The sequence below is a fragment of the Glaciecola sp. 1036 genome, assembly GCF_050306235.1.
Lineage (GTDB): Bacteria > Pseudomonadota > Gammaproteobacteria > Enterobacterales > Alteromonadaceae > Glaciecola.
Window position 1 is genome coordinate 61,670 of the sequence record NZ_JBLWFH010000007.1, and the last position, 18,488, is coordinate 80,157.

Genomic DNA, 18,488 nt, shown 5'->3' on the forward strand with positions numbered 1-18,488 from the left:
ATTTAACCTCAGCAATTCACAGAATTTGACTATACTTACAAAGTCATTTTTGCATGAGGAAATATTATTGTCAGTCGACGGCTTCATCACAGAAAAATCAAAGCAACTTGAGTTCTATATCAGGGGCTATTGGGATGCAGCAATTACCTATCATGAATTGCAGCAATTTCTTTGGGATACGCTGGAAGAATGGGGCACAGTAGAAAACAGTGCTTTTGTTGCGTATTCGCATCAGGAACGCGTATTTTGGCATGTGTTTTTTGTAGTGCAACACACAGAGGAAGAAGACTTAAAGTATGAAGACCAAAACCCTGATTTAGCTTTTGTATTAGAGTTTTTAAACAGAAATTATCTTTGCCCACTAGACGTAGTAGGCATGCGCCCTTAATAAACAATTACATTCTAAATGTAACCACTCTATTTCGACCTGAATTTTTCGCATCATAAAGTGCCGTATCTGCCGCTTGTAACCAAGCCAATGGTTGTTTAAACCCAGTATTAAACTCAGCTATACCCACACTGACGGTAAAATTAATGGCAGTAGTTTCATGAGTAACCGTGGTTTTTTCTGCTAATTTTCGAATACGTTCAGCTACAGTTTTAGCATTTTCCCCAGGAGTGTCAGGTAACAAGATCACAAACTCTTCTCCACCGTACCTACCTGGAATATCTGTTTCTCTTGTGGCGACGCGAATAATATCCGCCAATTTTTGAATTACAGCATCACCGGCTTGATGGCCATAAGTATCATTCACGCCTTTGAAATGGTCTATATCGAGTATTAGTACTGAAATATCAGTCTTGTTGCGAATGGTAAGCTTATACTCTCGTTCAAAGCGTTCTTGCCAATATCGGCGGTTGAATAAGTTTGTTAGTCCATCGATTCGACTTATTTGTTTAAGCCGATCATTTAATCCCTCGATTCTAATCTTGCCCATAGCCTGATCGGTAACGTCGTAAATCAAAATACAAACTCTATCGACCTTACCTAAACTGCCAGTGACAGGAAAAATCGTAATATTTTGGTACATATATTCGGAAGGTGAAGTGACGGGCCTAGCTGCTTGCATCTTAAACACATACTGACGCTGTTCCCATACCATAAACACTGGTGTATGCATTTCGAAGACTGGACGACATTTATTTTTCAGCCAGTGCATATCAAGATCAGAAAAGTACTTGAATAAGGTATTACCTTTAACATCGGTACTTTCGAAACCAGTATGGTTTTCCATAAACTGATTCCACTCTTCAATTTCGAAGTTAGTATTGACGACTATGATGCCCACTTCGATAGATTCCACTAAGGCCTGTTGCCATGAAACATGATTCTCATTGCTGTAAGCTAAATTCATTGTCATGCAGCCCCTCTTATTTCAAGCAACTGCTTAAAAGTGGCATCAATCTCTTCCCCTGGGATAACTAAAAGCAGTTCAAAATTAATATTTTCGTCCGCTATTGCATAGGCAATTTCGATTACCAGAACCTTTTCCCATCTTGAAATGTTATTAGAAACCAACTCATTAAGGTCACAATGCACACCTAATATAATTGGCGAATTATGGGTGAATTTTACTGCTAGTTGTTCTGATAACCCATTTAAACAAGCGCCGATAATCAGGTTAGATACATCCATCAATACTTCTATGTCGTTAGGTGCTGATGAATGTTGTTGTCTACCAAGTAAGTTTCGAAATGAATCAATATTAGTATCGTTGAAAATAATTAAGGCTTCGCCCTTTATTCGTTTACTGACAAACCCTTTTGAAACTGCCGATACCTGTTCGTTGTCGTCAATGGAGGCAAGTGTCATGGCTAATTCGTTGGTGTGCACAACACTGACGTTAGGGATAGGAAGATGTACAAATCTGTCTAAAATTTTAGCTAAGTTTTCACCCGCTTGGCCCATAGCAATATTGGAAAGTTCACGAAAGGCATCGAGTTTATCTTCTTGGCTTGAACCGATTTTGACATTCTCTGACTTAGCACGATTGGAAGTACTCATGTCACCTTGATAGATGCCATATTTTTTTAAGATTTCGCTGAGTTTATCGTTATCAATAGGTTTGCGAATAAAGTCGATAGCGCCCAGTGCTTTCATACGCTTGCGCGCTTCTTCCTGAACATCGCCTGACACCACGATCACCATGGTTGGAAGATCGTGTTTGCGGATGTACTGCATAGTTTCGTAACCGTCCATTACTGGCATATTCAGGTCAAGAAACATAATGTCGCCCTTCCCTTGCTTAATAGCATCAATGGCTTCTTGGCCATTGTTAGCATATGAAACGTCAACATCCCAGCCATCCGGCAAGGAGCGCGCCATTGCTTTGCGAGCAAAAGCCGAATCATCACATATCAGTACAGGTAAAGTCATAGTCATTAAGCTTAAATTCGATGCCGATAATTTACTACAATTTAAAAGCGATTTCCTTTTTCTTAACTCTTTATCTGCAGTTCTTATAATTTATTTACTATTCTTTAGTATAAATAAATATCCATTGCGACTTGAAGATTTAGATAAATCAGTGGAAAAAGAATCCAAATTTATAACTAAAAAAACGTATTTTTATAATAGATGAAAAAAATCGAAACGTTTTAACTGAGACGTTAATTTTAAGCTAAATGAACCAGAAACGATGAAATCAGTGTTTTGTTGTTTCAATTTACACAGCAAAAGGATAAGCAATTGACTCATGATGCTGATAATTTTCAACCTCAAAATCACTAGTACTGACCCAGGTTTCAATATCTTTTAGAGACTTGATATCAGGGTTTATGTTTAACTTGGGAAATTCGAACGGCTCTCGTTTGAGTTGAACATCTCGCATTAATTCAAGCTGATTTTCATAAATATGCGCATTTACAATTTTATGAAACACCTTACCTGCTTTATGCCCTGTGATTTGCGCCATAAGTGCTAATAAAACAAAACACTGGGGCATGTTGAATGTTAATCCAAGCGGCACATCACAGCTACGCATATAACTCGTCAAATGCAAAGTGTCCCCAAGCAAACTAAAGGTATGCGTATGCATGCAAGGACGCAGACATCCCATGTCAAACTCACCAGGATTGTAAAAGGTGACAATCTCTCCTCTATCATCAATACCTTGAGATAAATTTTTTACTACTTTGGCTAACTGATCTAAGCTGGTACCGTCAGGTTTCTGCCAATTTCGGCCTTGAACTCCATACACTCGGCCCATATCATCCTCGCCTTTACGATGAGGATTATTCAACCATGCTTGGTTTTCGTTGGCATTTGCATTCCACGTATTGCAACCAATAGCGCGAAAGTCTGCGGCATTGTCATATCCGCGCAAATAACCCAAAAGTTCAGCAATTGCTGCTTTGTAAAAACATTTTCGAGTAGTCACTAAAGGAAATTCATTGTTCCCAACATCGTACTCAAGATCAGCATTGATTACGGTTAAACAACTTATTCCGGTGCGTTCATTCGTGACCCATTGGCCTTCTTCGATAATGCGCTTACATAGTGATTCATATTGCGACATAATTTAGGCTTTTTTACCTTTTTTCTGTGTTTTTTCTGGTTGTTGAGCAGGTGTCATATTGGCATAAATAATTAAACCCAAACCAGCTAAAATCATAGGTATGCATAGCATTTGTCCCTGACTAAGCCCTAGGGTATTCAAACCAATGTGCATATCTGGCTCTCTGAAAAATTCAATGATAAAACGAAATACGCCGTACCCTAATAAAAACAAACCACCGACAGATCCCACTGGCCGAGGTCTAGCTGAATATAACCAGAGGATCACAAAGAGTACAACGCCTTCTAAAAAGAATTCGTATAACTGCGATGGGTGACGAGGCTCATCGCCTCCGGTCGGAAATACAAAGGCCCAAGGCACATCTGTAGTTCTTCCCCAAAGTTCACCGTTAATGAAGTTGCCTAGACGCCCTGCTCCCAAACCAATAGGTACAAGGGGAGCTATAAAATCACCCACTGTTAAAAAACGCCAGTTTTGTTTTTTCGAATATAAGAACGCCGCTAAAATTACGCCTATACAACCGCCGTGGAACGACATTCCACCTTCCCATAATCTAAATAGATAAAGTGGGTCTTCTAAGAAATCTGAGAATTTATAAAATAGTACGTAACCTACACGGCCACCTACTATGACGCCCAAAAACGAATAAAACAGGAGATCGCTTAATTGTTCTTTGCTCCAATTCATACGATGTAAACGGCGATTTGCCAACCAATAAGCAGCAGCAAAGCCGATTAAATACATGATGCTGTACCAGCGTATTTGTAAGAATCCTAAATCGAAAAGTACTGGGCTGATGTCGGGAAAGGTCAAGTGACTGCCGTTTGACATTTATTATTCTAATCCTATTAACATGCGTATGCTGACGATAACAAGAAAGCCAGCAAAAATTCTTTTAAGTTTTACAGTATCAATTCTGTTGGTCAACTTGGCACCAAGAGGCGCTGTGAATACGGATACTATCACAATACCCAAGGTTGCAGGAAGATAAACGTAACCCAATGAATATTCTGGTAAATAGGGTTTGTTATATCCGGCAATAATGAAACTTAAGGATCCAAAAACAGCAATGGCGACACCGCAAACACTGGCGCAACCAATGGCTTTTTTGATATTCACTTGAAACCAAACTAAAGCAGGCACAATTAAGGCACCACCACCTATTCCCATGAGAGCAGCAATGAATCCACTACTTAATCCTACTCCTGAAAGGGATAGTTTTGACAGTTGACTGTGCGCTTGTGGTTTTCTTGATAATAACATCTGTAGAGCGATCAAAATAACCAAAACAGCAAAAATGCGTTGCAGCACAACACCTGAGATAAAACTCGCGAACTTGGCGCCAAGCATTGCCCCTATTGAGATAGCAATTACAATAACGGGTAAAATACTCATATCGATGTTACCCATTTTAGCGTGACTACGGGCAGACGATAGGCCGGTAAATATCACCGTAGATAAAGAGGTAGCAATGGCAATCGGCATGCCGTGCTCAATATCAATATTCTGAAAGCTATTTAATAAGTAGAGAAGCGCAGGGACTATTATGAGTCCTCCGCCAATACCCAACATACCTGCAAGTATACCAACTACACCACCTAATCCCATACAAAGGATAATAAAAACTACTACATCTTGCACTTAAACTCCTACTCTCACTAATCCACCCAGTCCCTTAGTCTCCAAATAATTTTCTAATATCTGACGAACCTGTGCTGGCGATTCTGAGGATAGTATTGAAGATAAAATTGCCTCACATTCGGTCATCGACGTATTGCGAATAACCCAACTTATTTTTCGCAGAGAGTGCCCGTTCATGCTTAACTTTCGATATCCCATCATTATTAACAATAGCGCTCCTAAAGGCTCGCCTGCTAGCTCTCCACATACGGTTACCGGTACGCCATGCTCATTTGCTGTTGTAACAATCCCTAACAGCGCGTTTATCACCGATGGGTGATAACTAGAATATAAGGATGCCACGCGAGGATTATTTCGGTCTACCGCCAACAAGTACTGTGTTAGGTCATTCGTCCCTACAGAGAAAAAATCAACGCGCTTAGCAATTTGTGGCAATTGGAATAATGCTGAGGGCACCTCTAACATTACACCAAGTTTTGGACGCGCTAGTGTTACTTTCTTTTCATTAGCTTCCTCTAGAACTTCTGAAAAAGCTTGGTCAATTAACGTTTTAGATTCATCAACTTCATTCACACTAGCAATCATAGGCAACAAAATATGCAAATTAGTGTGCCCTAAACTTGCTCTTAACATGGCCCTGATCTGCATTAAGAAAATATCTGGATGATCCAAGGTTAATCTAACCCCTCGCCATCCTAGAAAAGGATTCTCTTCGCTTATGGGAAAATAGCTAAGTGGTTTATCTCCGCCAACATCCAAAGTACGCATGGTAATTTCTTTGTCGGGATGAGCTGTAAGTACCTGCTTATAAATATCACACTGTTCTCGCTCAGATGGAAAACGCTGACGTAGCATAAAGGGAATTTCTGTACGATATAGACCAACACCATCGCCCTGAGAAAATTGCTCTAACTCTAAGTCAGCCGATAGACCAGCATTCACTAGCAAAGAAATTTTAGTTCCATCTTGGGTAATGGGAGGGGCATCAGATTCACTGTCGATTCTTGCAAATAATGCTTGTTCCTGTTGAATCAGACGAATAAATTCGTGTTCTTGAAATTGATCAAAATTCAGCGCGACATCACCTGAATAACCGTCCACAAACAGGGTTTGAGATTTCAATAAACCAACTGATACGCCTTCTAGGCCCATAACCGCTGGAACATTCATAGCTCTGGCTAATATAGCTGCGTGCGAATTATTAGAACCTTTCAGTGAAATGATCCCGGCGAGTTGTTCTCTAGGAAATTCAGCCAGCATAGGCGCACTGACTTCTTTTGCTACTAAAATGTACTTTTCGGAGCTGTGCATAGGTTGAGTGTTATCAACATCACCTAAAATATTGGCTAATATTCGATTTGAAAGGTCGATAATGTCTACTGCCCGCTCACGCATGTATGGATCATCCATGCTTTCAAAGCGATTGGCATAGGCTTCAACAACGAATTTTAGCGAAGACGCTGCGTCCCAACCTTCATGGATTTTTTTTTCTACTTCTCTTCCTAGGGAGTTAGCATCCAACAATTGGTTGTAAAGTTGAAATATAGCTTTTACATCATCAGGAAGGCTAGCGCTAAGACCGGCTGATAGTTCACCAACATGTTGGCGCGTTAAGTCTACGGCTTTCCGATAAATAGTGATTTGCTTGTTCGGATCATCTGACTTTTTGGTTATTAAGGTACGTAAGTCATTTTGAAAATTTACCGCATAGCCAATACCAAGCGCTAATCCTGGAGAGCCTGGTATTCCATTAAGTTTTCGACTTGTCGCTTCCTTGCTTTCATCCGTAATTAATAGCTTGCCGGAAATTTCCGCATTAGTGATATATAAAGCTAACTGGGCAGCTAGAGTTACCAAAAAAGCTTCATCATCGAGGTTAAACTGACGTTTTTTGGATTGTTGGAGAGAAATAACGCCCAAGACTTTACGTTGAAAAATGATTGGTGTACCAATAAAAGCTTTGTACTTTTCTTCTTTTACTTCTGGGTAGTGTTTAAAGTTGGGATGAGCAAATGCGTCATCAATTATGAGCGGCTCTTCTCTATCGCCAACCAAGCCAATAAGGCCTTCATTGAAACCAATTTTGACTTTTCCAACCGCGCTACGTTCCAAACCATCTGTCGCGGTAAGCACAAATTGTTTGTACTTATAATCTGCCAGATACAAAGAACATGAATCGACACCCATTTCCTCTTTAACCATGGCAACTAGACGATCCATTGATGCCTCAAGGGTCGGTAATTGACTTACTTCTTGGATGATGGATTTAAGCGTCGTTAACATATGAGATTGGCTACCTTAATCACAAACAAAAAAGAACTCTCGATATCACATTTCAATCACAAAACGAATAAAAGTCAGGATTGATTTGGTCGGTTTTTCTGTCGTTTTTTGTATTTTCGCTGATTGGTATTTCCCGTACGTTGATTTGATAACACGACGTTGGAGAATTCTTTCATTATGCGTCTGTAGACATCGCGTTTAAACGAGACTACGTTTCGAATCGGATACCAATAGCTCACCCACCGCCAATCATCAAATTCTGGATGACCGCAAGACGCTAAATCTACATCCTTTTCTTGACAAGTTAATGACAGTAGAAACCATTTTTGTTTTTGACCAATACAAACGGGCTCGCTACCTTTACGCACGAGTCGTTTAGGCAATTTATACCTAAGCCAATTGCGGCTTACTGCAAGGATTTTTACGTCTTTTTCTTTTAGCCCAACTTCTTCGTACAGTTCCCTATACATTGCTTGTTCGGCTGTTTCGCCTTGATCAATTCCACCTTGCGGGAATTGCCATGAATGCTGGCCATACCGTCTTGCCCAGAAGACTTGCCCCTGTTTATTACAAATTATAATGCCAACATTCGCGCGGAATCCTTCGGTATCAATCACACAGATTACCTAGCGCTTTTTTTCTTTTATATTTCTCCATTCTTTCATAAACTTGTAATGATGCAAAGCATAAGTTTATAGGTTTGTTAAATTAGTTATGCAGGTAATCCCCCCAAAAGATCAAATGGGCTTGCTCGATCGGGTAGAAAATATCGCAGGTTTAACCTTGGGCGAGTTGGCGTACCAGCACAAGGTAAAGGTTCCAGCTAATCTAAAAAGAGAAAAAGGATGGGTCGGACAATTGATCGAAGTGGCCCTTGGCGCCACTGCTGGCAGTAAACCACTGCAAGATTTTCCGTCTTTGGGTATTGAACTTAAAACCCTCCCTCTCTCCTATAATAATACGCCCTTAGAAACCACATACGTTTGTTATGCTCCGCTCACTGGCGTAAGTGGAGTGCGTTGGGAACTGTCAAATGTACGCAATAAATTAAGAAAAGTATTATGGGTTCCTATTCAAGGCGAACGGGATATTCCTCTTGCAGAGCGTATTATAGGCCATGGTTTTATGTGGCAACCTTCTCAGGAGCAAGAAGCTAAGTTAAAGCGGGATTGGGAAGAACTGATGGAAATGATAAGTCTAGGACAAGTAGAAAAAATTAATGCTACCTACGGCGAAGTCATGCAATTACGCCCCAAAGCCGCAGATGGCAAAGCTCTCACACAAGCGGTAGGCGAAAACGGCCAAATAATAATGACCAGGCCTCGTGGGTTTTATTTACGCAAGAATTTTACCCAAGACATACTAAACCATACATTTTATTGATAACGATCAAGCTCATTTTCTGCGCAATAGTCGATAATAATCGTCTATATCCTATAAAAGGAAAATGACAAATGGCACTCACCATTACTGACGAATGTATCAACTGTGACTTATGTCCTGAAGAATGCCCAAATGACGCAATCAAGATGGGTGAAGAGATTTATCAAATAAATAGCGATCGATGCACGGAGTGCGTAGGTCACTACGACGAACCTAGCTGTGTTAAAGTATGCCCAGTTGAATGCATCATTCCTGATCCAAACGTCAGAGAGTCGCTAGACGAGTTAGCTGAAAAGTATACTAATCTTCACGTTTAAGAATCTAAAACCGCTTTTTTCTCATTATGGCGTTGGAAGTCTTTAATTTTGGCTTCCTCCTCCTTTGCCGCTTCAGCATCATATTTTGCTTCGTAGGCTTCACATGTCATGGTAATAGCGTAAGTAAAAATCGCACCAACCAAGACCACTAGCCAAGATAAATAAACCCATAAAAACAAAATAGGGATAGTTGCTAACGCTCCATATATAACTTCATAGGACGGAAAATTAGCGACATAAAATGCAAATCCTTTCTTAGTCAATTCAAATAGAGTTGCGGCTAAAACAGCGCCGCATAGGGCATATTTAGCTCTTACTGGACGATTAGGTACTATCATATACAGCAGTATAAATGCACCAACAGCGGCAAAGTAAGGCACCAATTTTAGAAATCCAGTACCTAATCCAGGCTGGTAATCATCTGCGAAGGCAGCAATGGTGGCCAAATATGAACTGACCAATATGCTCAAACCAATCAAAAGTGGCCCTAAGGTAATTACCATCCAATAAATAGCGAAAGTATATACAACGGGTCGTTTTGCTGTCGTGCGCCAAAGATGATTAAAGGTTTTATCAATATTTGAAATGAGCAACAAAGCTACAACTAACAGTGTACCTATACTTACAGCTCCCATTCCAGAAGCATTTGCTACAAATTCAGACATATATTTTTGCACCACATCGCCAGCAGTAGGTACAAAGTTATTGAAGATAAAATACTCAAATTCACTGCGCATTTCAGCAAATGCAGGAAAGGCTGACATAATCATGAAAAAAACCATGATTACAGGAACTAGTGACAATAAACTCACATAAGCGAGATGACCAGCAGACACCGTAATACGTTCACTTTTAAGATAGCCAAAGAAAGCTTTGAATATATCCCAAAGAAGCGGTGTTCTAGCATTAAAATAGGCTTGAATGTCTGCTTTAGTGATCAATTTTGTTACTCATGTTTACTTTAGTAACAAGTTTACGCCGATTATCGAAAACTTCAAATTTATCAATCAGCTATCAACTTTAATTTACACGCTTTTGCGTAACCCTAACATATGGCAAATGGCATAACTGAGTTCAGAGCGATTCAAAGTATAAAAATGGAAGTGTTTTACACCCTCTTTTGCTAGCACTTTCACCATGTCCATGGCGATATTTGCCCCCAATAGATTACGCGTTGTTTGGTCATCGTCATCCAAACCTTCATACATTTTGTGTAACCAACCTGGGACATGCACATTTGTAAATCCGGCAAACCTTACTAATGTTTGATAATTGGTTACCGGTAAAATGCCCGGGACTATATCCAAATCGATACCCGCAGCGGCGGCTCTATCTCGAAAACGTAAGAAAACACTAGTGTCAAAGAAAAACTGAGTAATAGCCTCAGTAGCACCAGCTTCGTTTTTACGTTTTAAATTCAATAAGTCGAATTGATCGCTTGGGGCTTCAGGATGTTTTTCAGGATATGCCGCAACAGATATATCAAAATCAGCCACTTCTTTTAGCAACTGCACCAGATCTACAGCGTACATATCTGGCTTATCCATACCTGAGGGTAAATCACCTCTCAACGCTACGATTCGACGGATACCAGAATCCCAATAATCTTTCGCAATCTGAACTAATTCTTCTCGGGAAGCATCTACGCATGTTAAATGAGGTGCAGTCGGGACACCGGTTTCTCTATGGATGCGTTTTACCACACTGTGAGTTCTGTCTCGTTCACCACTGTTTGCGCCATAGGTAACCGACATGTAACTGGGGTTTAAGGGTGCTAATCTTTCCACGGACTTCCATAAGGTGTTCTCCATGGCTTCACTTGAAGGTGGGAAAAACTCGAAAGATACATCGATATCGCGTAATTCAGAAAGTGATTGATTCAAGGCATCAATGCCTTGTGCGTAAGAAACCATGTTTAACCCTTATAGACGTTTAGACGTCTAAATTACGAAAATACCATCTAGACGTCAAGCAGTTTACACGTCTAGATTGATCTTTTTTTTATTCCAGTTAGAATTTTCATATAACAACATAAATTACGAATGACATTATGGCAGATTGGAACGGCAAATATATTCACCCTTATGCGGAACATGGGAAAAAAAGTGAACAGGTAAAAAAGGTCACAGTGTCTATTCCGATAAAAGTGTTGAAAGTGTTAACAGACGAGCGCACTCGACGCCAGGTGAATAACTTACGTCATGCAACCAATTCAGAATTGCTTTGTGAAGCTTTTCTTCATGCATTTACCGGTCAACCTTTACCGAATGATGACGACTTGCGCAAAGATAACCCTGAAAAAATTTCTGCAGAAGCAAGACGCATTATGGCAGAAATGAAAGAAGGCAAGTCTTAGCACAGCCATCATGCAAATCTAAGTCGAGTTTCTAGTTTTTTAACGACGCAATAAACTCGTCAGATTCTTTTATCGCTGCGCTCATTTGCTGAAGTAGAGTTTTGACATCTCGTTGAATGGTATTCAACTCTCCCTGCAATGCACCGATGGCGTTAGCGTTCAAATTATGTTTAAGATAAAGTACATTATCGTTTAATGCGGTTAATACAGGTGGCATACTTGCTTCAACCTTACGCATAGATTTCAGTAAATTTTGGTACTTTGCCTTGGTTGTGTCTAATTTCCTTTTACTATCACGACGTAAATTAGCATTTGAGATCTCATCCAACTCAGATTCCCATTCACGAAATAAAGAGCCAGCTACGGATTCGACTTTATCAATTCTTGTGGAAACCTCTTCTGCGGCTTCTTTACTTGCTTGATATTGGTCATTGAGCTCATTGTATACATCTTCTAGCTCCCCACCATCAAAATTGATTAAAGCACTGAATTCTTCTAATGCACTGGAAAACTGTTCTTGAGCTTCTTGTTGCGTTTCTTGAGCATCTTCAACTCTATCCACCAGAATATCGCGTTTTTCTATTCCTATGCTTTCCCACATATCGAAGTATGCGTCTTGAATTGTTGAGGTACAACTTGAAACCAAACCTAGACTTAATATGAACATAATTGCAAATAAACGCATTGCATAATCCTTGTATTTAACTATCAAATGGCCAAAAGATACTCGAGTTTGATGATTTAACGTTTGAGTTTTAAGTAAATTTATTGGTAATCTGAGTAAAGTGCTTTATTTATTCAGTAAATATACACCAAAACATAATCAATCTGTACCTCGATGAAAGGTTGAGAACAAAAGAGCATTGAATGCCATTTAGATCACTGAAAATTGATGTTTCAAATGAACATAAACTTCACGTAGAACTTGCAGGAAACCCTGACGGCATACCTTTCTTGTTTGTGCATGGCGGTCCCGGTGCTAGCATATCAAACTGTTATAAATGGCCTTTTGATTTAAATAAACACTTTGTTGTTGCCTTTGATCAAAGGGGATGTGGTCAATCAAAACCTTTTGCTAGCCTTAATGACAATAACACATGGGCTTTAATCGAAGACATAGAGAAAATTCGTAATCACTTACAGATTGAAACTTGGGGGGTATTTGGCGGTTCTTGGGGAGCTACCCTGTCTCTTATTTATGCGATCAAACATCCATCTCATGTGTCTAAACTGATATTAAGAGGCGTGTTTTTAGCAAGATCCAAAGATGCTGAGTTTTTTCTTACTCCAGAAGGCGCAGCTGCGCATTTTTTCCCCCTAGACTATCAAAAGTTTATTTCTGTCATTCAAGGAAAAAAAACAGCAGCTAATATCTTGCATGAGTACTATGGCTTAATGACAAACAGTGAGCTTGAAGTACGCAAAAATGCTTACCAACGTTGGTTTGCATGGGAGTTAGCGATTTCTCGCCTGATAAAAGAAAATATAGAGGTTATTCCTGACGCTAAATTTGTTGAAACTCTTGCATTAATGGAATGCCACTATTTAATCAACAATTGTTTTATTGAAGAAAACTACATTTTAGATAACTGTCATATTATTCAAGACATTCCCTGCGAAATCGTGCATGGTCGATATGATCTTGTATGCATGGCGAGTGGTGCAATTGAACTTGCCCAGCAACTTCCCAAAGCAAATCTTCACATAATTGAAAACGCTGGACACAGTGCCCTTGAGACACAAATTCGAAATAAACTCATAGATATAATGAGACAACATAATGAGTAGCAGTAAATGATAGGATTAATTCAACGAGTATCCCAAGCTCAAGTTGATGTGGCGGGGCAAACAATTGGTAAAATAGGTGCTGGCATCCTTTTATTGCTAGGCATTGAAAAAACTGACACCCAAACCGATATTGAAAAACTCGCTAAGAAAATAATGCATTATCGAATTTTTCCAGACCAAGACGGAAAAATGAATCTGAGTTTATTGGACACGCAAAAAGAACTGCTAGTAGTTTCACAATTTACTCTAGTGGCCGAGACCAACAAAGGCAATCGTCCTGGATTTTCAAAAGGGGCTTCACCAGAAGAAGGTAAACGTCTGTATGAGGCTTTTTTAGCACATATTGAGCAACAATATGGGCCTTGTGAGTGCGGAGAGTTTGGCGCAGATATGCAAGTTTCATTAATCAATGACGGCCCAGTGACCTTTTACTTTCAAACCTGAGGACAGGTGCAATTTGTTTACACAAACTATACAATATTCTACTTTGAATCACAGATGGATGTAACAGCTTGTTGATTGTGAACACACCGAAAACCGAAACGGAACTTGCGGAATACTTTGAATTTCGATGGTCTCATTTACGTAAACCTTGGGGCTTTCCTGAAGGGTCAGAAAAAGATGAATATGAAAGCGTTAGCGAGCACCGCACAATAAAAAATCAAATGGGTGAAATTGTTGCTTGTGGACGCGTGCATTTAAATACTGCCGAAGAAGCACAGATTCGTCATATTGCTGTGGAGACTACCTACCGACGTAAGGGAGTCGGTAAAATGATTCTTCAAGCCCTTGAATCGGTTGCAAGAGAGATGGGAGCTGAACGAGCAGTTACAAATTCTCGAGAAACCTCTATAGACTTTTTTCAAGATTGTGGCTTTGAAGTTATCGACGATGCACCCGAAGAATTAGGTAAATTAAAACGCAAACAAATGCGTAAGATTCTAAATGACCACAATGCATTAATTTTGCATCCTAAATGGTGCAAAGAGTTACAGGATACTTGGCACGAAAAAATTCCTATTACTGAGCACATGGGAATAAAACTCTACCAATATACTGAGCGCACTATAGAAACTCGCGCATCATTAAACAAAAACGTTAATTTACACGGCAGTATGTTTGCAGGTAGCATCTATTCTCAAGCCACATTAACCGGTTGGGGCATGATATTTTTGCAATTGAAACAAAAAGGACTGGATGGGGAAATAGTGTTAGGAGATGCTAATATTCACTATCACAAACCTATAACCATGCGACCTAGAGCAATTTGCAATATAGAAAGTGTGAGGACTAAATTCGCAATTTTAGAAAGAGGCAAAAAATGCCCTGTTTCTTTAAAAGTCGATATTTTAGACGGTGATCAGTCGGTCGCTGAATTCTCAGGACAATATTGGGTATTACCTCCCAGCCAATAAAAAAGGCAGCTCTACGCTGCCTTTGATATTTATTTATGAAGTCTAACGCATTGCTGCTTGTAGCTTTTTCATAGCGTTCTTTTCAATCTGTCTCACTCTTTCTGCTGACACTTCATATTCATCAGCCAGATCTTGTAAGGTCTTCTTATCGTCAGACAACCATCTAGTTTCAATTATATGCTGACTTCTTTCATCGAGCGTCTTAATTGCTGTGTACAGACGTTTAGTTGCGGCTGAATCCCAATCATTATCGATCACTGTTGATTCAACATCCGCAGATTTATCTTCAAGATATTGCGCTGGCGAAAAAGTCGTAGATTCGTCGTCATCATTCGATAAATCAAACGCTTGATCTTGGCTGCTCATTCGAGCTTCCATTTGCAACACTTCTTTGGTGCTAACACCTAATTCTTCCGCTACAGTCTGCACTTCGTCATGGGTGAACCAACCTAAACGCTTTTTCGCCTTACGTAGATTAAAAAACAATTTACGTTGCGCTTTAGTTGTTGCAACTTTTACAATACGCCAATTTTTAAGAACGTATTCATGAATTTCTGCTTTAATCCAATGCACAGCAAAAGACACTAAGCGAACACCTACAGTAGGATCAAATCGTTTGACGGCTTTCATCAAACCAATATTGCCTTCTTGAATTAAATCAGCTTGAGGCAATCCATAACCTGAGTAAGATTTTGCGATATGCACTACAAAACGCAAATGCGACATAACCAGCTTTCTCGCAGCTTCCAAATCACCTTCGTTTTGTAATCTCTCACCTAAACGCTTTTCTTCCTCGGCGGATAACATGTCAATACCAGATACAGCTTGCATGTAGCTTTCGATACTACCGCTCGCAGGTACTGATAGCGCAAATGATTGCATGTTTTGACTCATTGTTTCTCCAATTACTTAAGCTTTAAATTAAGACCAATTTTTACCCAGAAAGTTCCTTGAACCTTACATTTTAAGCGTATTTTTAACACATCTATTAAATATAAGGATTATTATATAAAATACAACCCAAATTCGCTATATTTTCCTGTGAACTCTAGTACAGTCACAGCTCATGATTTGCGATCGCCAGTTTGTATCTGTCCATAACGATAAAAGGTGTTAGTACATAATGTTTGCCTATGTTGCCAGACAAGCCATATATACGGTCGAGAAAGATGTTTTCGCTTACGAACTATTATTTAGAGACGGCAAGCGTAATTGTTTTCCCGACATTTCGCCCGATACAGCAACTAGTACTATGTTAACCGATAGCCATCTGAGTATTGGTTTGGAAAACATTACCTTTCAAAAAACAGCATTTATCAACTTCCATGAGGATACACTTTTATACAGGTTTCCTTCGACTTTAGATCCTTTATCGACAGTTATAGAAATCGTTGAATCGGTAAAAGTTACAGAAGCTCTGATTCAAGCATTAGAGCACGTTAGAGATTTAGGCTATTCGTTGGCCCTAGACGACTATAATTTTGATCCTAAGTGGGAGCCATTAATCCCATTAGTGAAATATATCAAAATAGAATCGTCGGTGGTGAGCAATGCCAATGATTTCGTACTTGGCAAAATCGAAAAACTTCTTACCGCGGAAAAAGTGCTGATAGCAGAAAAAGTTGAAACAATTGACGAATTTGTACTGCTGGAAAAAATGGGTTTTACACTTTTTCAGGGTTACTTTTTATCCAAACCTGAAATAGTCGAACACAAGAAAATAGAAGTAGCCCTTTCCTCAGTAATTGAACTTGTTGGTATTAGTGCTAAAGCCGAATTTGATTTTGATGAGGTGAATGAAATTTTTGAAAAAGATTTGGGCCTGTCATATAAATTAATGCGTTTTATTAACAACCCGACGCTCAATAAAAGACAGAAAATTAATTCTTTGGGACACGCACTAAAATTTTTAGGCAGTATCGAGTTAAAAAAATTCATTGCTCTGCTTGCCATCGCTAATTTAAAAGGTGATAAACCCATGGATTTAATCACCACCAGCCTTACACGAGCGCATTTTTGTAAGCGGCTTTCAGAATTATTAGCGTTTAAAGAAAATCCTCCCGAAGGATTTATTTTGGGATTATTTTCGTTAGTGGATGCACTTATCGATATTCCAATGCCCAAGGTCACCAAATCTTTGCCATTCTCTGAACAAGTAAATACTGCGCTATGTCAAAAATTTCAGTCGGATGAAAGCCCGCTAAGTGATTTGTTAGCCTTGTGTATCGCCTTTGAACGAGCGCATTGGAAAGCTATCGAGTATCTGTGTAGCAAATTAAGCATTGAAGAAGCTCAAGGCTTCGAAGCCTATTATGACGCAATGAAATGGGCGGAAGATATGCGAAAAAGTTTGCCTAGCTAATCTAAACTTTATTAGATTTCACATCATATCTGACATAATTTCTAAAAACTGAGTGTCCCATTCTAATTAACCTATTTTTTTCTAGGACACGCAATTTCTAAAAAAGAAATTTGCGTGTCCCATTATAAAAATTTAACCATCACGTATTCGCGCCGATAACACTCTAAAGTATTCGCATTTTTAGGGTAAAAGTAATGATAGTTTTCGCTCGTGAACCTATTTTCACTAGCAATGAAAAGGTATTCGCCTATCAATTAGTGTTCAATGAAAGCATTGGGCATGTATTTGATCCTGAAAATATTAAATTAGCGCGTTCTCCGGAAGATACTGGTGGGGTAGCTTGGCCACAGCTATTAGAAGGCTTTACTAGTCTCATCACCATTACCAAAGAACAGCTTTTTAATCCTATACCTGAAGATTTCCCACCTGATGACACTATGTTAGAAATCGATAAGTTCGATGAGGATGATCCTGCTTTTGTAGAACGTATTAACGCTCTTAAAAAAATCGGATACAGAATTATTGCAGGCGATAAAAACCCCTTATCTGAATTTGTTATTAAGCACTGCGATATTCTAAAAGTGAGTATCAACAAAATCTCGCCTTATGAAGTGAAAGAACTGCGTAATCAAACGATAAACCCAAAAATAAAACTTATCGTTACTGACGTTCAAACACAGGCGTCTTTCAAAAAGTGTGTTGAGGTAGGCTTTGACTATTATCAAGGTTATTTCTTTTTAACTCGCAAGAAGACCAATCATTCTGACGAATTACCCGCTAACAAAGTCGCAATATTTAATCTCATCAGTCAAATTTCCCAACCTAGTTTAGATATGAAAAAGATTAGGGTGATATTCGAACATGATGCCACACTCACCTATTTATTGATGAGGTTCATTAATAACCCCATGATCAATAAATATCATGAAATAAAGTCGATTAAACATGCACTTGCTTATTTAGGTGAGGTAATGCTAAGGAAATTTGTTGCAATAGTATCTTTGGCTCAATTAAATACTGGCAACACTTCTGAGCTTTTGCAAGTTGCGTTAATTAGGGCTAAGTTCTGCGAATCTATCTCGGAAACTCACGATGGAAAAGAAGAATCCCTAAGTGCGTTTTTAACAGGATTATTTTCGTTAATTGATGTCATTCTAGATAGAGACATGGCTATTTTAATGGACAAAGTTCAATTGGCACTTGAGATCAAGTTAGCATTGACTCAAAAACAAGGGACACTGCATCATTATGTAAAAATTTGCCAAGGTATCGAGTCTGCACATTGGCAAACCTTAAAACAAAACTGTGAACAAGTCGAAGTAGAGCACGAAATCGCAAAAAGCGTCTATTTAGAATCAGTGCGTTGGGCTAATAGTTTTTCAATCCCTGAATCTAACGTATATCCTGTAGCCAGAGTGCATTAAT

At 39.2% G+C, this 18,488-nt stretch carries 20 protein-coding genes; 9 read left to right on the forward strand and 11 right to left on the reverse strand.

Going from position 1 to position 18,488, the window contains the following annotated elements; genetic code table 11:
• Nucleotides 1-67 precede the first annotated feature (67 nt).
• Entirely contained in the window at nt 68-388 is a 321-nt protein-coding gene (locus ACNKW3_RS11635; protein ID WP_427399466.1) for a hypothetical protein, read from the forward strand.
• A 7-nt stretch (nt 389-395) separates the two neighbouring features.
• Here ACNKW3_RS11635 and ACNKW3_RS11640 read toward each other — a convergent pair whose 3' ends face one another.
• The 7 genes from ACNKW3_RS11640 to rppH form a co-directional block, all read right to left on the reverse strand.
• Nucleotides 396-1,355 carry a diguanylate cyclase gene (locus tag ACNKW3_RS11640; RefSeq protein ID WP_427399637.1) on the reverse strand — a complete coding sequence of 320 codons (960 nt, stop codon included), beginning with the start codon at nt 1,353-1,355 and terminating at the stop codon, nt 396-398.
• Nucleotides 1,356-1,357: 2 nt separating this feature from the next.
• On the reverse strand, nt 1,358-2,377 hold the full coding sequence (locus ACNKW3_RS11645; protein WP_427399467.1) for a response regulator: 1,020 nt from the start codon (nt 2,375-2,377) through the stop codon (nt 1,358-1,360).
• A gap of 289 nt (nt 2,378-2,666) precedes the next feature.
• Complete coding sequence (locus ACNKW3_RS11650; RefSeq protein WP_427399468.1) at nt 2,667-3,518, reverse strand: thymidylate synthase; 852 nt, start codon at nt 3,516-3,518, stop codon at nt 2,667-2,669.
• A 3-nt stretch (nt 3,519-3,521) separates the two neighbouring features.
• A complete protein-coding gene (gene lgt, locus ACNKW3_RS11655) occupies nt 3,522-4,349 on the reverse strand; it encodes a prolipoprotein diacylglyceryl transferase (protein WP_427399469.1) in 828 nt (275 codons plus the stop codon).
• A 3-nt stretch (nt 4,350-4,352) separates the two neighbouring features.
• Nucleotides 4,353-5,159 (reverse strand): sulfite exporter TauE/SafE family protein, encoded by an 807-nt coding sequence (locus tag ACNKW3_RS11660; protein WP_427399470.1) that lies wholly within the window; start codon nt 5,157-5,159, stop codon nt 4,353-4,355.
• Entirely contained in the window at nt 5,160-7,442 is a 2,283-nt protein-coding gene (gene ptsP, locus ACNKW3_RS11665; RefSeq protein WP_427399471.1) for a phosphoenolpyruvate--protein phosphotransferase, read from the reverse strand. It abuts the gene before it with no gap.
• 74 nt (nt 7,443-7,516) lie between these two features.
• Nucleotides 7,517-8,059, reverse strand: coding sequence for an RNA pyrophosphohydrolase (gene rppH, locus ACNKW3_RS11670; protein WP_427399472.1), 543 nt, complete (start codon nt 8,057-8,059; stop codon nt 7,517-7,519).
• 97 nt (nt 8,060-8,156) lie between these two features.
• On the opposite strand from rppH, the gene mutH reads away from it, so the two are divergent.
• Nucleotides 8,157-8,825, forward strand: coding sequence for a DNA mismatch repair endonuclease MutH (gene mutH / locus ACNKW3_RS11675; protein WP_427399473.1), 669 nt, complete (start codon nt 8,157-8,159; stop codon nt 8,823-8,825).
• A 71-nt stretch (nt 8,826-8,896) separates the two neighbouring features.
• Entirely contained in the window at nt 8,897-9,142 is a 246-nt protein-coding gene (locus ACNKW3_RS11680; protein WP_427399474.1) for a YfhL family 4Fe-4S dicluster ferredoxin, read from the forward strand.
• Here the strand turns inward: ACNKW3_RS11680 and ACNKW3_RS11685 are convergent.
• Together ACNKW3_RS11685 and metF are read right to left on the reverse strand one after the other, a co-directional pair.
• Nucleotides 9,139-10,080 (reverse strand): virulence factor BrkB family protein, encoded by a 942-nt coding sequence (locus tag ACNKW3_RS11685; protein WP_427399638.1) that lies wholly within the window; start codon nt 10,078-10,080, stop codon nt 9,139-9,141. The genes ACNKW3_RS11680 and ACNKW3_RS11685 overlap by 4 nt on opposite strands.
• Nucleotides 10,081-10,167: 87 nt before the next feature.
• Nucleotides 10,168-11,055, reverse strand: a complete 888-nt coding sequence (gene metF / locus ACNKW3_RS11690) for a methylenetetrahydrofolate reductase (protein WP_427399475.1) — start codon at nt 11,053-11,055, stop codon at nt 10,168-10,170.
• A gap of 137 nt (nt 11,056-11,192) precedes the next feature.
• Between metF and metJ the strand changes: the two genes are divergently transcribed.
• Nucleotides 11,193-11,498 (forward strand): met regulon transcriptional regulator MetJ, encoded by a 306-nt coding sequence (gene metJ, locus ACNKW3_RS11695; RefSeq protein ID WP_427399476.1) that lies wholly within the window; start codon nt 11,193-11,195, stop codon nt 11,496-11,498.
• 31 nt (nt 11,499-11,529) lie between these two features.
• On the opposite strand, the gene ACNKW3_RS11700 is transcribed toward metJ, so the two are convergent.
• Complete coding sequence (locus ACNKW3_RS11700) at nt 11,530-12,183, reverse strand: DUF2959 domain-containing protein (RefSeq protein ID WP_427399477.1); 654 nt, start codon at nt 12,181-12,183, stop codon at nt 11,530-11,532.
• A gap of 182 nt (nt 12,184-12,365) precedes the next feature.
• On the opposite strand from ACNKW3_RS11700, the gene pip reads away from it, so the two are divergent.
• From pip to ACNKW3_RS11715, 3 genes are all read left to right on the forward strand, one after another.
• A complete protein-coding gene (gene pip, locus ACNKW3_RS11705; RefSeq protein ID WP_427399478.1) occupies nt 12,366-13,286 on the forward strand; it encodes a prolyl aminopeptidase in 921 nt (306 codons plus the stop codon).
• Nucleotides 13,287-13,292: 6 nt separating this feature from the next.
• Nucleotides 13,293-13,730 carry a D-aminoacyl-tRNA deacylase gene (gene dtd, locus ACNKW3_RS11710; protein WP_427399479.1) on the forward strand — a complete coding sequence of 146 codons (438 nt, stop codon included), beginning with the start codon at nt 13,293-13,295 and terminating at the stop codon, nt 13,728-13,730.
• Between the two features lie 68 nt (nt 13,731-13,798).
• Nucleotides 13,799-14,701 carry a YiiD C-terminal domain-containing protein gene (locus tag ACNKW3_RS11715; protein WP_427399480.1) on the forward strand — a complete coding sequence of 301 codons (903 nt, stop codon included), beginning with the start codon at nt 13,799-13,801 and terminating at the stop codon, nt 14,699-14,701.
• A 42-nt stretch (nt 14,702-14,743) separates the two neighbouring features.
• On the opposite strand, the gene rpoH is transcribed toward ACNKW3_RS11715, so the two are convergent.
• Nucleotides 14,744-15,595, reverse strand: a complete 852-nt coding sequence (gene rpoH, locus ACNKW3_RS11720; protein WP_427399481.1) for an RNA polymerase sigma factor RpoH — start codon at nt 15,593-15,595, stop codon at nt 14,744-14,746.
• A 229-nt stretch (nt 15,596-15,824) separates the two neighbouring features.
• Here rpoH and ACNKW3_RS11725 point away from each other — a divergent pair, with 229 nt between their 5' ends.
• The gene (locus ACNKW3_RS11725) at nt 15,825-17,063 is read left to right on the forward strand and encodes an EAL and HDOD domain-containing protein (RefSeq protein WP_427399482.1); all 1,239 of its coding nucleotides are present in this window, start codon (nt 15,825-15,827) and stop codon (nt 17,061-17,063) included.
• 194 nt (nt 17,064-17,257) lie between these two features.
• Nucleotides 17,258-18,487 (forward strand): EAL and HDOD domain-containing protein, encoded by a 1,230-nt coding sequence (locus ACNKW3_RS11730; RefSeq protein ID WP_427399483.1) that lies wholly within the window; start codon nt 17,258-17,260, stop codon nt 18,485-18,487.
• Nucleotide 18,488 lies beyond the last annotated feature (1 nt).